We start from the raw sequence: 18,360 nt of genomic DNA, 5'->3' as shown, positions 1-18,360 counted from the left end.
ATTTTCAAACGCATTTTCATTATGAATTCATCCATAAAATACTGGTTATACGTCGGTTCCGTTAGCCTATTGTTCACGGCCTGCGACAGCCGACTAGACGTTGTGCCGACTCAGAGTATCGAGCAGGGTCAGGCGTTAAATACCGAACAGGACGTTCAGATCACCTTAACCGGTGCTTATGATGGGCTGAATACATCTGCTGCCGCCCAAAACGGAGCTAACCTATTCGGTGGTGCCTTTCAGTATATTGGTGATCTGCTTGGCGATAACCGTGATGTTGTTTTTGGTGGTACCTACGCAACGATTGATGAGATCTGGCGCAAAACCGTTACAACGTCGAATACAGTCAATCGGGATGTATGGCTCAATAGTTACAGTACAATCAACCGTACCAACAACGTGCTGTCAGCATTACCTAAAGTTAGCGAAGCCAATCGCGGGAATATTGAAGGGCAAGCCCGCTTTATCCGGGGTGCGGTTTACTTTGAACTGGTTAAGCTCTACGGAAAAAGCTGGAACGATGGTGCACCAACGGCTAATGCAGGCGTACCGCTGGTACTCACGCCAACTACTTCTGTATCGGATGCCGACTACCGCGCCCGGAATACAGTAGCGGAAGTGTACACACAAGTACTGGACGACTTAACGAAAGCGGAAAGTTTATTACCCGCTACGCAGTCTGGCGGAACCGGTTTTGCCACCAAGGGAGCAGCAGCGGCTATACTGGCTCGCGTTTATCTTCAACAGCAAAACTATGCAGCTGCCCGCGATGCAGCCAATCGGGTTATTACTTCGGGCGCCTATAGCCTGGAGTCAAACTTTACGGATGTATTTGACGACGCAACGAATGATAATGAATTGATTTTCAAAATCATCATTACAGATCAGGATGGCGTCAATGACATGAATACATTCTACGCATCAGTACCTAATCAGGGGCGGGGCGATGTGCGTGTTCAATCCAAATTTCGCCAGCTCTATGCTGCGGGCGACGTGCGGGGAACGTTTTTCAACACGGCAGGACAGAATACGTTTACCAGTAAATTCAATGATCAGTATGGCGACGTTCCAGTTGTGCGGCTCGCTGAAATGTATCTCGTTCGCGCCGAAACAAACCAGCGTCTGAATACGAGTATTGGTGCGACTCCACTGGCCGATGTAAATCTGATCCGGAACCGGGCCAAAGCTGCTCCATTGACTGCTGTCGATCTGAACGCGATTCTGCTGGAACGTCGTCTTGAACTTGCTTTCGAAGGCCAGCAGCTTGCCGATATTAAACGCACGGCTGGCACAGTGGGGACGGTAGCCTATAACGCCAATAATCTTGTTCTGCCAATCCCACAACGGGAGATTGACACGAATAAGAAGCTGGTACAAAATCCGGGCTATAATTAAGAAACATTGATTTTGTTCCAATAAAAAAGTGGTGGCAGGTTTGAGAACCTGCCACCACTTTTTTATTATAATCAGTTTCTCAGGAACTGGTTCCTGTCAAAACTGAAATCATTTATTCACTCTTGGCGCTCTGCTCACCGCTATTTTTAGGCAATGTACTTTCATAAAGCGTGTTGAAAATCAATTTATACGTTCCGCGTGGCTGGCCCCGGAATTGTGGGCTAAAGCCGAAAAGAACAATAGTCCCTTTACCCTGATAAGCTCGAACAACGGCGGCTTTTCCGGCAATGTATTTGTCTTCATTCAAGGCCCAGCCGCTCATCAGCAACTCTTTTTTCGCATAGCTGGCAATCACCTCTACTTTCGGTTCTGGGGCGGCTTTAACCTCCTCACGGCCGCCTTCGCCCTCGCGAACCTGGCGAATAACCTCAAATGCCCGACTATTGGAGAAAGCAGCGGCCGCTTCGGGCTGCATACCATAGGCCAGCGGATGCTTCGTATCGATAACTGTCCGAATCAGCGAGCCGGGGATATAGAACTGCTGACTCGACAAACCGTCGGTAACATTCTTAACGGGTAGCCCAAACAGCTCAATCGCAAAGTCACTGGCACCGTCAAATGCGACCAGCGTTCCACCATTCGAGACATACTGCTGTAAAGCTACTGTACCGCCCAGACCTAACCCACCGACGTATTGAGCAGGCATTGTGTTAGCAGCATGACCATTTAGAATCCGCTTCACCTCCTGATCAGGAATGATAATTGCGCTATAAGCCGACAAGTCTTTTTTGGCGATGTCGGCGTCATGTAAAGTATCGACCGGAAACCCATAGGTTTCCATCAGCCAGCGTGTCCAGCCTTCATCCATGTTCGCTACCCACGATTTATACAGGCCGATTTTGGGCAGTTTCAGCGGCTTTCCCACGGTTGCTGGTTTGCTGGCAACGGCAGTAAAACTTACACCCAGTTCCTTCGCCAGTTTCTGGATACGGGCATCGGTTGACGCTCCTTTTTCGATCAGGAAGTTCTTCGGATCGGTCGATTGGGTGCTGGCAGGCATTATCGACACAAGTTCACCGTCTTTTAGCAGACGGTTTACGGCCATGACGCTGGCGTTCTGGTTTCGGGAAAGCAGGTATCCATATCCTGCACTCTCGGCAACCTGACCCGCAACAACGGGTGCCAGTCCTTTTATCAACTCGGTTTCGGCCTTAAATGCAGTGCCGATTTTGGCCACGCTCACACCCATCTGCATGGGCAATGTCCAACCGGCCAGATCGTATGGCGGAATCGGCGGACCACCCGGATAGAGCCGTTGGTTTGGATGAACCTGCTTTTCCATCAGATCGACGACGTAGGGGCTAAAGGCCTGCCCACCGTAAATGACGTAAGAACCAGCTGCATAAGACATATTATTGACCTGAAACGGCTGCGTAGCCCGGTGCACCTCTACCCCACTTTGGCGAAACATATTGACCAGATTCAGGGCTTCGCCTTTATCCCATTGCTCGGTTGGAATGATGTAGGCATACGGCTTCCCTTTGCCGGCCGCTTCGATAGCATCGCGGCCCATCCGGTAAATGTTATACAGAAACTCCTCGCGTTTATCGGCCGCCAGGACGAGTGTAGCCATCGATGCTTCTTCCATGTAATTGACCGCGTCACGGAAATGCGATTGGCCGCCTTTCCAGGGATCAGCATAAAAAATTTCGGTACCTGTCGTGGCAGCAGTTACGCCCTGACCAACGGTTTTTGGCAGCGAATCGGGTGGGTAAAATCGGGGTGACGGTGTTGCATGTGCCGTTTCAGTCAGAATACCGATCTGGTTGTGGTAGTAAGGAACCGTCCGCATACCACCGTTCCACCACATGCTGAACCGCAGTTGTGACACCACGCCCGGCATTCGTTTAATGGCAAATCGGCTGGCCATTGCCGTACCGACCAGATTGACGCCTGCCGTTACAGCGGGGTGAATCTGCGGATTAACGGGGTTGGCAAAAGGCGGAATGAAAATACGGGTCCAGGCGGGCGACGTTTGGTGGTGGTTATAAACAATTTGCGGATACCACTGATTGTAAAGTACTTCCGAAACGGCTTTTGTTTCGGGCATGTTATTCGTAAACCAGTCGCGGTTGTTGTCGTGCCCAACGTAGTGATGGTACAACCAGGGCGGCTGCGTGGTTTCGAAGGGTGTTCCAAGATTACCGTTATACCAGTCAGCCACAATATCGAGGCCATCGGGATTCATTTCAACCATGAGCAGCGCAACGACCTGATCGCGAATTTTTTTCATCTCCGACGACTCTTCGGTTGCCATGCGGTAGGCCAGTTCGGGCATCATCTGCGCCGATGCTACTTCCGATGCGTGCATACCAGCATCGACCCACACAATGGCCTTGCCCGAAGCCGCCAGACTACGCGCCTGAGCGTCATCGATTTTTGCCCGTGAAAGCTGCTCGCTAACACTCCGCCAGTGATCCAGCTGTTTCATGTTGGCTTCGCTCGACACCATCAGCAATAACAGCGGTTTACCCAGCACCGATTTGCCAATGGTCACCATCTGCACCCGATTACTGGCTTTATCCAGACGCTGATAATAGTCCATCAGCATTTTGTAGTTAGCCAGCTTATAGTCGGCTCCCGGTTCGAAGCCAAACACATCGGCGGGTTTTGGCACCTGAGCCATAGCCGCCAGCCCCGAAAACAAGGCCACGCAAAGCAGTAATAAACGATGACGATAGTTGTTCATGTTAGTCAGGCAAATTGGTTAGCAGATAATAGAGGAAGGCAGAAAAACACTGTGGCCCCGGATTCAAATCCGGGGCCACAGTGTTTTTCTGGTTAAGCATCAGTTGCCATTCGTGGCCTCGCCCGGTGCCGAACCGGCGGAGTAAAGTTGATTGAACAGTAGTTTAAACGTTCCGTGCGACTGCGCCCGGAATGTAATTTCGGGGCCAAAAGCGTAGAGTTTGCCGGTACCGACAGGAGCCATGAAAGCCGCAATACCATCTTGCAGATACGACTGTCCCCATGCCCAGCCGCTACGCAGCGGTTTGCTCGTCGAGAACCACGCCAGTGGTTTCACTTTTCCGGTAGCGATTGCATCAGGAGCTACTTTAAACACGGGGCTCGCATCAAAATAAACATCGGTTAGTGCAGGTAAGCCCCAGGTTGCCTGATTGGTAGAGTCTACACTCATTTGCAGTACACTGCCCGGAATGTAATACTTTTCACCCGGCAACGGTTTTTCCTGTCCCGTTGTGGTCATTTCGGTCAGAGCACTCTTAACGGGTAGTTTCAGGTGATAAGCCAGATTGGTGCTGGTACCGATGGTGATTACGGTTCCACCGGTTTCCATAAACGTCTTCAATTGCGGGATCGATTTATCGGCTGTAATCTTCCCTAACCACGGACGGTATTCAGCGGGTGTATTTTCGGGTTTGGCTTCCGAACCGAGCAGGCTGAAAATATCGACATCCTTGCCGCCAACGGGCGGAATAGCCCGCGTTACGAACACGATCACATCGAATTTTTTCCGAAGATCGCCCGCATCAATGTCCTGTGTATAAATAACTTTCGCCGGGAAATGGTACTGCTCCATCAACCAGCGTACCCAACCCGAAGGCATCGATCCGCCGTAGGTATCCCAGAGCGCAATGCGCATCGGGGCCATTTTCGTCATCGTCGTTGTTGGCCGTTTGGCAAGGCTGGCTACTTCCAGACCAAGTTCTTTGGCGGCTTTATCCAGTACTGATTTTGACTTCGGTGTTGCGGGTACATAAAATGCCCCCGCTTCGCTGGCAGGCTTCACACCTGTGCCATTGGGCAGACGATATACTTCAACCCCAGATGCCAGTAAATCATTGACAGCAGTAAATGTGTTATTCGCCCGTGCACTCAGCACATAGCCATCGCCTACTCCTCCGGCCACGTGTCCTTCCGGCGACTGTAGTTCGCCGTACGGCAATTTCTTGAAAGGCCCATCAAAACTGTCCAGAATACGATCAAACTGAATATTCATCAGGTACGCCAGCGTCCATCCGGCAGCATCGTATGGGCGAACAGGAGGGCCACCCGGATACTGAAAATCATTGGGGTGATCCTGCGGCTCGAACATGTCCAGCACGTGTGGGCGGAATGCCTGATCGGACTTAATCACATAAGAGCCAGCCGGATACGTTTTTCCGGCAACGGCAAATTCAGACGTTGCCTGCTGAACCTGAATGCCCGTTCTGATCAATGCATTAATGAACTTGACGGCGGTAGCAAAATCGGGCTGACCAGCCGGAATTATGAACCCACGCGGATCGCGTAGCGACGGTGCTTTCATAACCGTATCGTAGTACTTCATTGGCATACCACCCCCTTTGGGAATCATTCCGTACTGCGCCAGAGCGGCATTAGTGGGCGGCACTACTTTCTTCGGGTCTGAATCATACGCATTCGTGATCGCATCGATCCGTTTGGGCGAGAGCGCCCAGGTGTCGCGGCTACCCCGCTCAATGGAGTTTTTACCCATGCGGTAAATATTAAACAGCACTTCATCGCGATAACGGGCGGCATAACCGAGCACAGCATAATTCAGTGATACCGAATAGTCGATTGACTGCCGGAAATGCCATTTTTGTGGCGTAACCGGAAATGGTGTAGCCCCATTAGGCAGCAACCGCTTCGGAACCAGCGGCACATCTTCGGGAGTTGGGTCACCAATGATTTCGGTTAGCAGCCCAATCATGTTATGGAAGTGCGTAGTTGTGCGCAAGCCCCCGTTATACCAGGTTGAGAAAACAGAACCGCTCAGGCGCGTGAATCCGGGTTTGTTTTCGGCGTTCAGGCGGTTGATCATGGCGGCACCAAGGGCATCGATCCCGGTTACCATCAGCGGGTCAAATACGTAATTGAACGGGTCACGATAAGGAGGTCCAGCCAGCACAGACCCAGCCGGACCGCGCTGATGGTGATTGTACATGATCTGAGGAATCCATTCAACAAACAGCTGACGGCCAATATTTTGCGTTTCTTTCATGTTCAGCATGAAGAAGTCGCGGTTGTTGTCGTGACCAACGTATTTCTGATACAATCTTGGTACGTTATCCAGCGATCGCTTTTCGGGAGTGGCTTCGCGCATGTACCAGTTCGTGACAATCTCCTGCCCATCCGGGTTGGCATGGGTCAGCAGAATAATATCATCGTTCAGAATCCGCATCGTTTCGGGATCTTTACGGCTCGCCAGTTGCCAGGCCGTTTCAATTAGTTGCATTGTCCCAACGGTTTCGGTGGCATGCAGGCCTCCATCAATCCAGACAACGGCTTTCCCTTCGAAGGCGAGTGCACGGGCCTGATCGTCGTTCAGATTTTCGGCGCGGGCCAGCTTTTGGGAAATTTCCTTGTAGTGACTCAGCTTTTTCAGGTTGGCGGGCGACGATACAATCAGCATATACTGCCGCCGGCCTTCTTCGGTTGGGCCAATATCGACCAACTTCACCCGGTCGGAAGTGGCCGCTAGCTTTTTAAAATAAGCCTCTGTCTGCGTATACGTGGCCAGTTGATAATCGTCGCCGATATTGAAACCAAAATGTTGTTTAGGCGACGGAATTTGCGCCCAGACCGTAGTCAGGCTGAGCAGTAGGATGGCAAATGGTCGTAAAATAGAACGAATCATAAAGGGGTTAATTTAGAGGGGTAGTTGTTTATCGATTATTTTCTTCGGAAGCGAACACCAACCCGGCAGTCGCCAACTTCGCCACGGGCTTCGTCGCATACGTTCTCCTGGTAGCCCGCAATACGTCGCCCGTCTTTCAGATTCAGCATAAACTTGAACAGAAAGTAGTCGTTTTGCGCAACGGTGCTCAGGTTAACGCCCGTAAACGCAGCCAGTTGGGCGGCAGTTACCGTGAATGTTTTGGGGAATTGCGTCACCGTTTCATAGAGCTTGTCGGAGGTTCCAACCCGGCTTGGAAGCGGATACTGGGTTACGCTGGGATAGAGCCCTCCTGGCTGCGACAGTACGATTGGGTAGGCCGGATTTCCCGTAGCTGCCGCCTTATTGAAACCGAGATAGACATCAATGGAAGTCACTTCTTCTTTCCCAAAACCCTCCCATTTCAAGGTATATTCAAATTCCTGGGTAGCCAGATTTGCGGCACCCAGGTCAAAAAAAGAGGTATTTGCTGTAGAAACCGTAGGCAAGGCAGATTTCGCTATGTTGACCGCCACCAGCGGAACTGCCGTATAGGACCAGTTTTCCCAAACATAATCTTCGGTCTTACAGGCATCGAGGCCAACGACCAGAAGGAGTAAAAAATAAAGAATGATTTTTTTCATGAGTAGCCTTAACTATTTTACGGTGAATCGTTTATCGTACTCGGTTTGCAGAAAACGCTATTCTCTGTCAACTGAATTACTTATCCCAAAAAACCGGTGTTGTTTGCTGCGCTGTCTGAACCTGGTCAGCCTTAGCCGATACATTTGCATTGGTAGAAAGCTCCGTGATCGAATACGTTAGCCGCAACGGGAACGTGTTCAAGGGGGCGATGGGCGCGGGCAACGCAGGCAATCCGGTTCGGCGGTAATCGTTGTACGCTTCCATTCCATTGCCGTAGAGCGCAATGTATTTCTGCGTCATAATCGCATTCAGCTTACCAGCCGCATCAGCTGCGTCATATTGGCTGGTTCGGTTGGCCACGAAGGCCGTGATGGTAGCCGCCGAAATGGCCGGAGCTGAATTTCCGGAAGTCGAAGAAATGGTGTTGACGCTGTTCAGGTGAGCCGTAATACCATCCTGAAACAACTGCTTCGCATCGCCGGTGGTCCCTAATGTCAATGCCGCTTCGGCCAGAATAAACTTCACCATCGCGTTTGTCATGAACGGAAACACACCAGCACCCGTCCCGTCAGTATTGCTTACCACTTTCGGGGCCGAGGTAGCTCCTGCGTTGGTTATGAATACATTGGCCGATGTCAGGTTGTTGATGGGGCCGTTATCATACAAACCACCGGCCGGATAAACGCCAACCGTCGCTTTCAGTGCGTTATCATTCGGTGAAGCGGTTGCATCACCCGTGTAACGACCGAAATAACCATTACCCGTTGGCGTAAAACCAACCGTATAATTAGAGGTCTGGCGGTAGAAGAAATAACGAATCCGGGGATCGTCGGTATTGAACAAGCGTTCGATGAAGCCCTGGCTCATGTAGTAACTTTTGCTGGCCTGATACTCCGAGCGGTGCCATGGATGCCGGTTAGCGGGCGTCTCGGTGGTGCCGAACCGGAACGAAAAATCCTGCGCATTGGTCGCGATCAGGGGCGCATTGGCCGACAATATAGCAGCGATACCCGCTTTTGCCTTGTCGGCTTGCACGAGCCGAATCTGGTTGAACAACTTTAATTTCAGCGTATTGGCCATACGAATCCAGGCTGCCTTATCCCCTTTGTAAATGATGTCGGCCGTGGTTGGCTGAATGGCAAAATTGCCTTTGTTGGCATCGGCCAGGGCTTCATCGATCAGCGTAAACAGTTTGTCGTAGATGGTTGCTCCGCTTTCAAAGGTTGGGTCAGAAACGGTCAATCCTTTCGACGCATCGGCAAACGGAATATCGCCCCACAAATCAACCATCAGGCTGTAGATGTAAGCTTTTTCCAGCTTGGCAATCGATACATAGTCCCAGCGTTGCTGCTTTGTTCCCTCGCGGATAACGATCTCGATGTCATTGAGAACCTGGGTGTACAAACCATTCCAGGACTGCTGATAATCGGTTCCGTCCTGAAAATTACGGCTTGTATTGCTTGTGTAGAGCTGCTGCATCAGGATGGATGTACCCTGGTTTACATCCCGCAAACTGCCGGTCATTGATACCTGGGTTGCGGGCAGAAGCAATTCCAGAACCGGCGTTGTTGGGTTGTTTGGGTCTGCATTTATATCGATAAATTCCTTACAGGCGCTCCCGATAAACAGCAGGCTCACGAAAGAAGCTATTCGTATTAGCGTTATGACTTTCATAAAATCGTGTTCGAAATGGGTTGATTGACCAGAAATCAGAAGCTAAACCGGAGGTTTACACCCAACCGGCGGGTCGTTGGAATACCGATAAAATCGAAGCCCTGCGAATTTCCGGCGCCAAGCGAGCTAACCTCCGGATCGAAATTCAGATGCTTGGGGAAGTTCGGGGCCAGATACCACAGATTACGGCCACTAAGGGATAGATAAGCCGACCCAAACGGCGTTTTGTCTAACCATTTTTTCGGAAACTGATAGCCCAGCGATACTTCACGAAGCCGGAAAACCGTTGCATCTAAAACGTTTACCTCAGCCGCACCACCTGGCCCAAAACCGCCTGTGAAATAATAGTCAGCTACCGCAATTCCGATGTTATTCGGAATTTTCTTTCCTTCTCCATCCAGAATGGGTTTCAACGTATTCACATCCCCCAGTACACCCGGTCCTACCAGAATGGCTTCCCGCTCTTCAGTATCTTTCGTTACGCCCCGGCTAAGCAGTTCATAAGCTGTGAAGGAATACATATCACCCCCTTTTTTCCAGTCAAAGAGCGCACTCAGCGTAATACCCTTATAGCTCAGTGAATTGGTGATACCCAGAATAAAATCGGGATTCGGATTGCCAATGGCCGCTGTTTTACCGCTCAGAATGGGCTTCCCGGTATTTGGGTTAACCAGAATATTGCCTTCATCGTCTTTTGCATAAGTTGATCCGCGAATCTGCCCGTAAGGCTGGCCAGCAATGTGTACACTACCCAGATCGGAGAATCCTCCGTAGGGTAATTCGGTCAGGTTGCCAATGTCCCGCACGATGTTGCGGTTCATGGTAAAGGCCGACGAAAGCGTCCAGGTCAATCCGTTGAGCGTCTTTACGGGGGTTGCACTCAGCCCAATTTCAATCCCCTCGTTCGATGACTTCCCCAGATTGATTACCTTTTGCGTATACCCCGACGAAGGCACGGCATTGACCGTAAAAATCTGCGACGTACTAATCTTGTTGTAGTACGTGATGTCCAGCCCAATCCGATTATTGAAAAACTGGAGTTCGGTTCCTAACTCCAGTTCGGTGATAAACTCCGGTTTCAACAGAGAATTGGCCAGCAAATCCGATTCAGTCAGCGTACTTTGTCCAGCAAAAGGAGAAGCAATCGTGCCGGTTCCCGAAGCACCAGCGCCCAGAACCGGGTTGGCAATATAAACCGTCTGCGTCTGATACGGTGTGGCTTCATTGCCGACACGGGTATAACCAGCCCGGAATTTACCGAACGACAGAATATTTTTGGGTAGTTTGAACGCTTCCGTAAAAATCAGCGATGCACTGGCCCCGCCGTAGAGGTAGCTTCGATTGCTGGCAGGCAACGTTGATGATACGTCATTACGAGCCACCAGATTCAGGAAGGCAAAGTTTTTATAATCCAGCGAAATGTCGGTGAAGAACGCAAAGAATCGTTGTTTGAAATCGTTACGGTTGTTAGGCAGTACACGAGGAATGGTTACACTGGTATTATTCAGCGAATTGATGCCCCGGAAAATGATACCATCACCAAATACGACCTGACGCTCGGTTAGTCGCTGGTTCACGTTATTTCCTACAATAACTTTCAGCCCAATGTTTTCATTGATCGGTTTCGTAGCCGTTATCAGCAAGGTGTTATCCAGTTCCTGCCGGTAGATGTTATCGGTCGTGACATTGCCGTTCGGAAAATAATCACCGCCTTTCCCATTGACGACCGTTCGCCGATCCGTGTAGGCGTTAAAGCCAACGGTATTCTGCACATTCAACCAGGGCAATGGATCGAATCCGAGCACAACGTTCCCGTAATAGCGATCTACCTTACTCAGGGTAGGACTATTAAGGACAGACCAATATGGGTTATCAGTCCCTACGCGGTCATACACGTTATTGCCATTCAGCGGATTCGTATTCGGGAAACCCGTCAGGTCATAACTGGTTGGAACAAACATCAGAATGTCCATAATGGAGCTTCCACTCCCATTGGCTGCCGTTACCTGAGGAGATACCTGATCGGTATTGACATAATTCAGCGCCCCGCTTAAGTAGAACTTGTTGTCTAGCTGCGCATTACCACCAATGTTGACAGCCGTACGTGTAATCTGGTTTTCCCGGACAACACCCTGATTGGCAGTTCGTGACAAACCCGCCGTGAAGTTGCCTTTCTCGCTGCCAGTCGATACCGACAGTGCGTTTTCAAATACGCTACCTGTACGAAAGAATTTTCTGGCGTTATCCTGCGAATAAGACTGGTACGGAATCTGAATTGGCGTTATACCATCTGCCTGATAAAACTCCGGAAAAACGGTGGAAGGATACCGGTTATTGGTCGTTAGCGGATGCGGAATTGTTGCCCGCGTAGGAATCAGACTCGTAATACCCTGATAAGGCGGCCCCCAGGAACCAAACACACCACTTCGATAATCGAAGTTGGTGCCCTGCCCGTAGCTCGTCTGATAATCGGGAAGTCCGGCTACAGTTTCCGTCGCATAGCCTGTATTGTAGGTAATTTCCAGACCTTTCTTACTCTGGCGCTTACCAGCTTTCGTTGTCACGATGATGGCACCATTGGCGGCCCGGGATCCGTAAAGAGCTGCTGCTGCCGCTCCCTTCAACACCGTCATTGTCAGAATGTTATTCGGGTCCAAATCGAACGCCCGGTTGGTAATGGTCGATCCGCCAACCGAACCGTCGGTACTACCAAAACTGGAATTATCGAACGGAACCCCATCCACTACAAACAAGGGTTGGTTGTTATTACCCAGCGACGAGTTTCCCCGAATGGTAATGTTTGTAGCTCCACCTGCAGCACCGCCCGAGCCCTGAATATTCACGCCCGCAACTTTTCCCGTGAGTGCACGCAGTGCATCCGGTTCCGATTTCTGAGCCAGTTGGTTGGCATCCAGTGTACTTACCGAATAACCGAGTGCATTTTTGTCACGTTTAATCCCAGCGGCTGTCACAACAACTTCGCTAAGTTGCTTCGTATCAGCCACCAACACAACATCGATCACCTGCTGTGCTCCTACAACAACCTCTTTAGACTGAAAGCCAACCGAGGAATAAACAAGGGTAGCATTTTTGTCGGGGACATTAATCTGATACGTTCCCTGTGCATCAGTAACCGTCCCAACTGTACTACCCTTCACCGTTACTGTTGTGCCGGGTAATGCCGATTTTTCTGCCGTGTCAGTTACTTTGCCACGGACAGCTCGCTGCTGGGCGAGCGCAAAAAATGGCAAAAGCAGGGTTAGAGTAAGGAGAACTAGTTTCATAGATAGGCAAGTAGAGATTATACATATAGAGAATGGCACTTAGTAAATGAAGCACCAATTATAAGGGATTATATTTTTTAATACTTATTTAATACAGAATAAAATTTTATTAAGTCATTATATTTAAATATTATCTATTAAACTTCCTATATTCTATCTACTATTAAATATATTAAGTTGAAACGTAAACAGGTAAACACAGGCCTATTCCCAATAAAATACTACTAGTCAATAGGTTACGCTAAAATTTATCAACAAGAGCTCATTATTTAAACCATGAATAAGTATTTGTACTTAGTACATTTTGGTTCTTACTCTATCGTGCAGTAATCAGTGCTACCACTCGAAGCAAACGTCTTAAACTAATTGAACAGTAATCTAAGCCTCAACTTCACCCTGTCTTCAAGGTGGCTACAACAAAAAGCCCCCCAATCTCTTGGGAGGCCAATGGTGTAAATAAAAGGGATAATCTAACTATCTGTCGTTTTCTTTTCGGCCTTTTTCATGTTCTTATGCATATGCTTCATGTCTTTTGCAGCATCCGCTTTTGCATCATCCCCCTCTTTCTTGGCCTCTTTTTTCATCTGCTTGGCTTCATGTTTCATTTCTTTATGAGCCTTTTTTGCATCATCCTGAGCAAAAGCAGCACCTGTCATCAACAGGACTGCAACAGCAGCGATCATTACCTTTTTCATAGTCTTCCTTTGATAGGTGAATAAAACCAACATTAATTTAACCGCTCCCCTACGAAAAGGTTATTAAACTTTGGTTAAATCAGCCACTGATATTGACTATATCGGCGTTCAACTATCTGACTTTCTGGACTTTTTCTTCGCTTTTACAGAAGATGCCCCGGTCCTGGTACTGCTGTTGGCATCGGTTGAAGTTGTGCGGGGCTAGTTGCATTACCCGCCTGATTTTGCTCAAGCGTCGTACCCGTTCCGGTCGATGCACCCATGGTTCCATCATGGGTATTGGCAGCTGACGGATTGGAGCGTGCGGCATCCACTGGCGAAATAGTGCCAGCTGTAGTTGCTGGCTTAGTGCGTTTGGGCTGCTTTTGCTGGGCTACGGCGGTTCCGGCCATGAACAGCACGAAAGCAACAATTGCCATTGAGTTTATCATCGGTACGGGTTGTCTGGTTAATAATTGACTAACCCATACCAATGACAGTAGTTTTTGAGTCGGAAGAAATCTAAGCAAACGGACTTAAAACGACTAGGCCGTTACATTAAACTCCGACGTCAGGTGGAACTGAATATCTGGGTTATTTTGCTGGTTCATACGCAACATCCAATCGGATTCGGCCAGAAAAACAGGATGCTGATCTTTATCGTAGGCAATCTGGTTGCCTTTTAATCGGATAAATTCAGCAAGCTTAACCGGGTTCTCGGCGGTGATCCAGCAGGCTTTTGTATAGTTGAGCGGCACCCAGCGGCACTTCGCACCGTATTCATTCTCCAGACGATACTGAATTACTTCAAATTGCAGTTCACCCACGGTTCCCACAAACTTCCGATTGCCTAGTTCAAGTGTGAACAACTGGGCAACGCCCTCATCGGTTAACTGCTGAATCCCCTTGTCCAACTGCTTGGATTTCATTGGGTCGAGGTTCACCAGTTCTTTAAAGATTTCGGGCGAAAAGCTTGGAATACCCTGAAACTGCAGGTCTTCGCCTTCGGTCAGTGTATCCCCAATCTTAAACGTACCGGTGTCGTATAAGCCAACAACATCGCCGGGGAATCCTTCTTCAACGACGCTCTTGCTATCGGCCATGAAACTGAATGGTGAGGCAAAGCGAACGTTTTTATCGAGACGGGTGTGGTGGTAGAACTTACCCCGCTCGAAAACGCCCGAGCAGATGCGTAGAAACGCAATACGATCGCGGTGGCGCGGGTCGAGATTGGCGTGAATTTTAAAGACAAAGCCGCTAAAATTCTTCTCATCAGGTAGCACCTCCCGTTTGTCGGTTGGCCGGGCAATTGGTTCGGGCGAGATAGCACAGAAACCTTCCAGTAGCTCTTTCACACCAAAATTATTGACAGCCGAGCCAAAAAACACGGGAGCCAATTTGCCATCCAGATAAGCCTGCCGATCGAAGGAATCGTAAACGCCCTCAATCAGCTCAACATCCTCGCGCAGCTGAGCCGCATCACGCGCACCTACTTTCTGATCAAGTAATGAATCATCCAGCTCAATTGGAAGCACATCATCTTCTACGCGGGTTTTGTTGACTTTAAAGAAATATAACTTTTTCTCGATAAGGCTATAAACGCCTTTAAAGTCAGAACCCATGTTTACGGGCCAGGTCATTGGTCGAACACGAATGTTGAGCTTCTCTTCCAGTTCGTCGAGCAGATCGAAGGGGTTACGGCCTTCGCGGTCCAGTTTATTAATGAAAATAATAACCGGTGTATCGCGCATGCGGCAAACCTCCATCAACCGCTCGGTTTGTTCCTCAACGCCTTTTACGCAGTCGATAACCAGAATGACGCTATCGACTGCAGTAAGTGTCCGATAGGTATCTTCCGCAAAGTCTTTGTGACCAGGTGTATCGAGAATATTAATTTTGAGATTGTCGTATTCAAACGTCATTACCGACGTAGCCACGGAGATTCCCCGCTGCTTCTCAATCTCCATGAAATCGGAAGTTGCCGACTTCTTGATTTTATTGGATTTTACGGCCCCTGCTGTTTGAATAGCCCCGCCAAACAGAAGCAATTTCTCGGTCAATGTCGTTTTACCGGCGTCAGGGTGACTAATGATGGCGAATGTCCGCCGACGAGCGGTTTCAGCCTGTATATTGGTTTGCATTATTCTCAGAATCAGACAACAAAGATACGAAGATTTAAGGGAAGAATGAAGCGTGAGCAATAAACCTCATGTGAGTCACTAGGCTTCATTTTTCGCTTTTCACCTATAAAAATGCCCACAGTAGCAGCGCCCAGCCAGCAATCATAGCTACTCCGCCCAACGGTGTGATGGCTCCCAACCAGGTGATGCCGGTAAAACACAGAACATAAAGTGACCCAGAAAAAATGAGCGTTCCGCCCAGAAATGAATATCCTGACCAGTTGAGCAGCTTAATTATGGTAGGGTTACTCCCAAATAACTGCATTAATACACCCACCAGCACGAGGGCCAGTGCATGATAAAACTGGTATTTAACGGCCGTTTCGAAGGTTGCCGCCCGGCCCGATGCATCGAGCATTGCCCGTAATGCATGTGCGCCAAACGCGCCGAGCGCAACGCCCAGCAGACCTAAAACGGCTCCTGCCTGAATAAAGAATTTCATATCATTGTTTGTTATGCTGACAAAGTCAGACCGCCGGAGCGATAATTATAAAAATGGTCGTACTGAAACATGCTTCCTTCTGCCCCGGCGCACCGGCCAGCAGAAAAAATCAATCAATTCCGCGATCCAAAAATAGCACTCCCAACCCGCACCAGCGTGCTACCCTCTTCGACCGCTATGTGATAATCACCACTCATACCCATCGAGAGCTCGGAGAACTGAACATTTTTACGGTTCAAAGCAGCCAATGTATCATATAACTGCTTCAAACCGCGAAACTCCCGCCGAATCTGGTCGTCGTTGTCGGTGTTGGTGGCCAATCCCATAAGCCCAACAATCCGAACATTTTCCAGACTCTCCAGCGTTGGGTCGTTCAGCAGGGTTTCGGCTTCCTGAGCACTAAGGCCAAACTTGGTTTCTTCATCGGCAATATAAATCTGCAATAAACAGTCGATGGTACGATTATTCTTTGCCGCCTGTTTATTGATTTCCTGCAACAGCTTGAGACTATCGACCGAATGAATTAGAGCCACAAACGGGGCAATGTATTTAACCTTGTTTGTTTGCAAATGACCAATCAGATGCCATTTTACATCGGCAGGTAGCTGAGGCTGTTTCTCAGTCATTTCCTGCACTTTATTCTCGCCAAACTTTCGGCAACCCGCGTCATATGCCTCACGCAGCAACTCAACCGGTTTCGTTTTGGTAACAGCAATAAGCTGGGCTCGTCCCGCTAATTCGGTTTCGATCTGGTGAATCGTATCAGCAATCATAATGGCCTAAAAGTCGGTTCAACACCGACCGTTTATTAATATTGTGCAAAGATAGGTTTGAGAACTACGCGAAATCGTGTAGTTTTTGGCCATAAACCAGCTAACTGGTACAATAAACCGGTAGATGATATAGTTTTGGTAAGGATTTACACAACACCTTCGCTTAACAAATGACCCCAATGGAACCTAGACCCCAATCCCGAAACAATAGTCGCAGCTACTTGCTGGCCGCTCTACTGGTTCTGGCAGCATTAAACATATTACTACTCTATTTCTATTATCAGGAACGACAGGATAATAAAACTAAAGATGCCACGATTGCGGCTAAAACTGAAGAAGTATTATCCGCGAAAACAAAACTAGATTCAATTTCGGCGCAACTGGATGCCAAAATCGCTGAAATTCAGCAACTGGGCGGTAGTGTAGATTCACTCATGAAAGTGAAAGCGCAACTGGAAGTCGATAAACGTGAATTACGAAATGTAAACTCCTTCGACAGAAAAAAATACGACCAGAAAATTCGAAATTACCAGGCCTTGCTGGCACAGAAAGACCTGGAGATTACCCGTCTGAAGGAGGAAAACGGTGTTTTATCCCAGCAGAACGAATCACTGTCGCAGGAAAACAACAGTTTGAAGGCAGAAAAACAAACATTGAGCGATTCGGTCGTGGCGGTGGCATCAAAAAATCAGGAGCTGAGCGAAAAGGTCACGATTGCGGCTGCGCTCAGAGCTGAGAACATTACGGTGAATGCCATAAATTCGCGAGGGAAAGAGAGCGACGGCGGTAGTTATAAAGCCCGACGAATCGACAAAGTGCGGATTTCGGTGCGGATCGCTCCAAATGGACTGGCCAAGCAGGAAGAAAAAGTGCTGTATATGCGCGTTCTGGATCCAAGTGGGGCCGTTGTTTCTGATTTAGCCACCGGGTCTGGAGAGTTTACGTATAACGGCGAAGGCATGATTTATACAGCCATGCAACGGTTCAATTTCGACAATAGCCGCCAGCAGGTTGACTTCATTTATGGTCGCGGGGGGCAACGGTTTAGCCAGGGTCGCTATAGTATTGAGATCTATTGCGAAGGCTTCCGAATTGGCGAGGGCGAGTTTACCGTGAAGTAATTGTTGGCATCAAATGAAATTTCCGAGTTGGCAGTTCGCAAAAAAGCGGCCGTCCACTCGGAAATTTCATTTTTTTTCTTACCTTTGCGCCCTCATTTCAAACCAATTACGTACAATGTTTCCGAATAACTACGAAACGGTGTTCATTTTAACTCCCGTTTTATCTGAGATTCAGATAAAGGACGCCGTTGACAAGTTCCGCAAAGTGCTGACCGACAACGGTGCGGAGCTCGTTCACGAAGAAAATATGGGCCTACGCAAACTGGCTTATCCAATCCAGCACAAGAACACGGGTTACTACCAACTCTTCGAGTTTAAGGCTCCCGGCACGATCATCGAGAAACTCAACACCGAGTATCTACGCGATGAGCGCATCATCCGTCACCTGACGGTTTCACTTGATAAGCACGCCGTTGCTTACAATGACCGTAAGCGCAACGGCTTAGTGGGTAAGAAAAAACAAACCGAAAACGCCGGGGAGGCCAAGTAATC

13 protein-coding genes are annotated in these 18,360 nt (G+C 49.0%); 3 read left to right on the top strand and 10 right to left on the bottom strand.

Annotated elements, in window-relative coordinates; genetic code table 11:
* Positions 1–21: 21 nt before the first annotated feature.
* Positions 22–1,395 (top strand): RagB/SusD family nutrient uptake outer membrane protein, encoded by a 1,374-nt coding sequence (locus G8759_RS07055; RefSeq protein WP_167206503.1) that lies wholly within the window; start codon positions 22–24, stop codon positions 1,393–1,395.
* Positions 1,396–1,507: 112 nt separating this feature from the next.
* On the opposite strand, the gene G8759_RS07050 is transcribed toward G8759_RS07055, so the two are convergent.
* From G8759_RS07050 to G8759_RS07005, 10 genes are all read right to left on the bottom strand, one after another.
* Complete coding sequence (locus G8759_RS07050) at positions 1,508–4,144, bottom strand: M14 family metallopeptidase (RefSeq protein ID WP_167206501.1); 2,637 nt, start codon at positions 4,142–4,144, stop codon at positions 1,508–1,510.
* Positions 4,145–4,243: 99 nt separating this feature from the next.
* Entirely contained in the window at positions 4,244–7,057 is a 2,814-nt protein-coding gene (locus G8759_RS07045) for a M14 family metallopeptidase (RefSeq protein ID WP_167206499.1), read from the bottom strand.
* 35 nt (positions 7,058–7,092) lie between these two features.
* Entirely contained in the window at positions 7,093–7,719 is a 627-nt protein-coding gene (locus tag G8759_RS07040) for a hypothetical protein (protein WP_167206497.1), read from the bottom strand.
* Between the two features lie 76 nt (positions 7,720–7,795).
* Positions 7,796–9,394 (bottom strand): SusD/RagB family nutrient-binding outer membrane lipoprotein, encoded by a 1,599-nt coding sequence (locus tag G8759_RS07035; protein ID WP_167206495.1) that lies wholly within the window; start codon positions 9,392–9,394, stop codon positions 7,796–7,798.
* 35 nt (positions 9,395–9,429) lie between these two features.
* Complete coding sequence (locus tag G8759_RS07030) at positions 9,430–12,678, bottom strand: SusC/RagA family TonB-linked outer membrane protein (protein ID WP_167206493.1); 3,249 nt, start codon at positions 12,676–12,678, stop codon at positions 9,430–9,432.
* Between the two features lie 470 nt (positions 12,679–13,148).
* Complete coding sequence (locus G8759_RS07025; RefSeq protein ID WP_162387532.1) at positions 13,149–13,373, bottom strand: hypothetical protein; 225 nt, start codon at positions 13,371–13,373, stop codon at positions 13,149–13,151.
* A gap of 143 nt (positions 13,374–13,516) precedes the next feature.
* Positions 13,517–13,792 carry a hypothetical protein gene (locus G8759_RS07020; RefSeq protein ID WP_232074157.1) on the bottom strand — a complete coding sequence of 92 codons (276 nt, stop codon included), beginning with the start codon at positions 13,790–13,792 and terminating at the stop codon, positions 13,517–13,519.
* Between the two features lie 105 nt (positions 13,793–13,897).
* Positions 13,898–15,493 carry a peptide chain release factor 3 gene (locus G8759_RS07015; protein WP_167206491.1) on the bottom strand — a complete coding sequence of 532 codons (1,596 nt, stop codon included), beginning with the start codon at positions 15,491–15,493 and terminating at the stop codon, positions 13,898–13,900.
* Positions 15,494–15,596: 103 nt separating this feature from the next.
* The gene (locus G8759_RS07010; RefSeq protein ID WP_167206488.1) at positions 15,597–15,974 is read right to left on the bottom strand and encodes a DUF423 domain-containing protein; all 378 of its coding nucleotides are present in this window, start codon (positions 15,972–15,974) and stop codon (positions 15,597–15,599) included.
* A gap of 113 nt (positions 15,975–16,087) precedes the next feature.
* A complete protein-coding gene (locus G8759_RS07005; RefSeq protein WP_167206486.1) occupies positions 16,088–16,747 on the bottom strand; it encodes a YggS family pyridoxal phosphate-dependent enzyme in 660 nt (219 codons plus the stop codon).
* Positions 16,748–16,926: 179 nt separating this feature from the next.
* Here G8759_RS07005 and G8759_RS07000 point away from each other — a divergent pair, with 179 nt between their 5' ends.
* Together G8759_RS07000 and rpsF are read left to right on the top strand one after the other, a co-directional pair.
* Positions 16,927–17,868 carry a hypothetical protein gene (locus G8759_RS07000; RefSeq protein ID WP_167206484.1) on the top strand — a complete coding sequence of 314 codons (942 nt, stop codon included), beginning with the start codon at positions 16,927–16,929 and terminating at the stop codon, positions 17,866–17,868.
* A gap of 115 nt (positions 17,869–17,983) precedes the next feature.
* Positions 17,984–18,358 carry a 30S ribosomal protein S6 gene (gene rpsF / locus G8759_RS06995; protein WP_162387527.1) on the top strand — a complete coding sequence of 125 codons (375 nt, stop codon included), beginning with the start codon at positions 17,984–17,986 and terminating at the stop codon, positions 18,356–18,358.
* The last annotated feature ends 2 nt before the right edge of the window (positions 18,359–18,360 follow it).

Origin of the sequence: Spirosoma aureum (genome assembly GCF_011604685.1) — a bacterium.
Classification (GTDB): Bacteria; Bacteroidota; Bacteroidia; order Cytophagales; family Spirosomataceae; genus Spirosoma; species Spirosoma aureum.
Note: the sequence above shows the minus strand (reverse complement) of the source record. Positions and strands in the feature narration are given on the sequence as shown.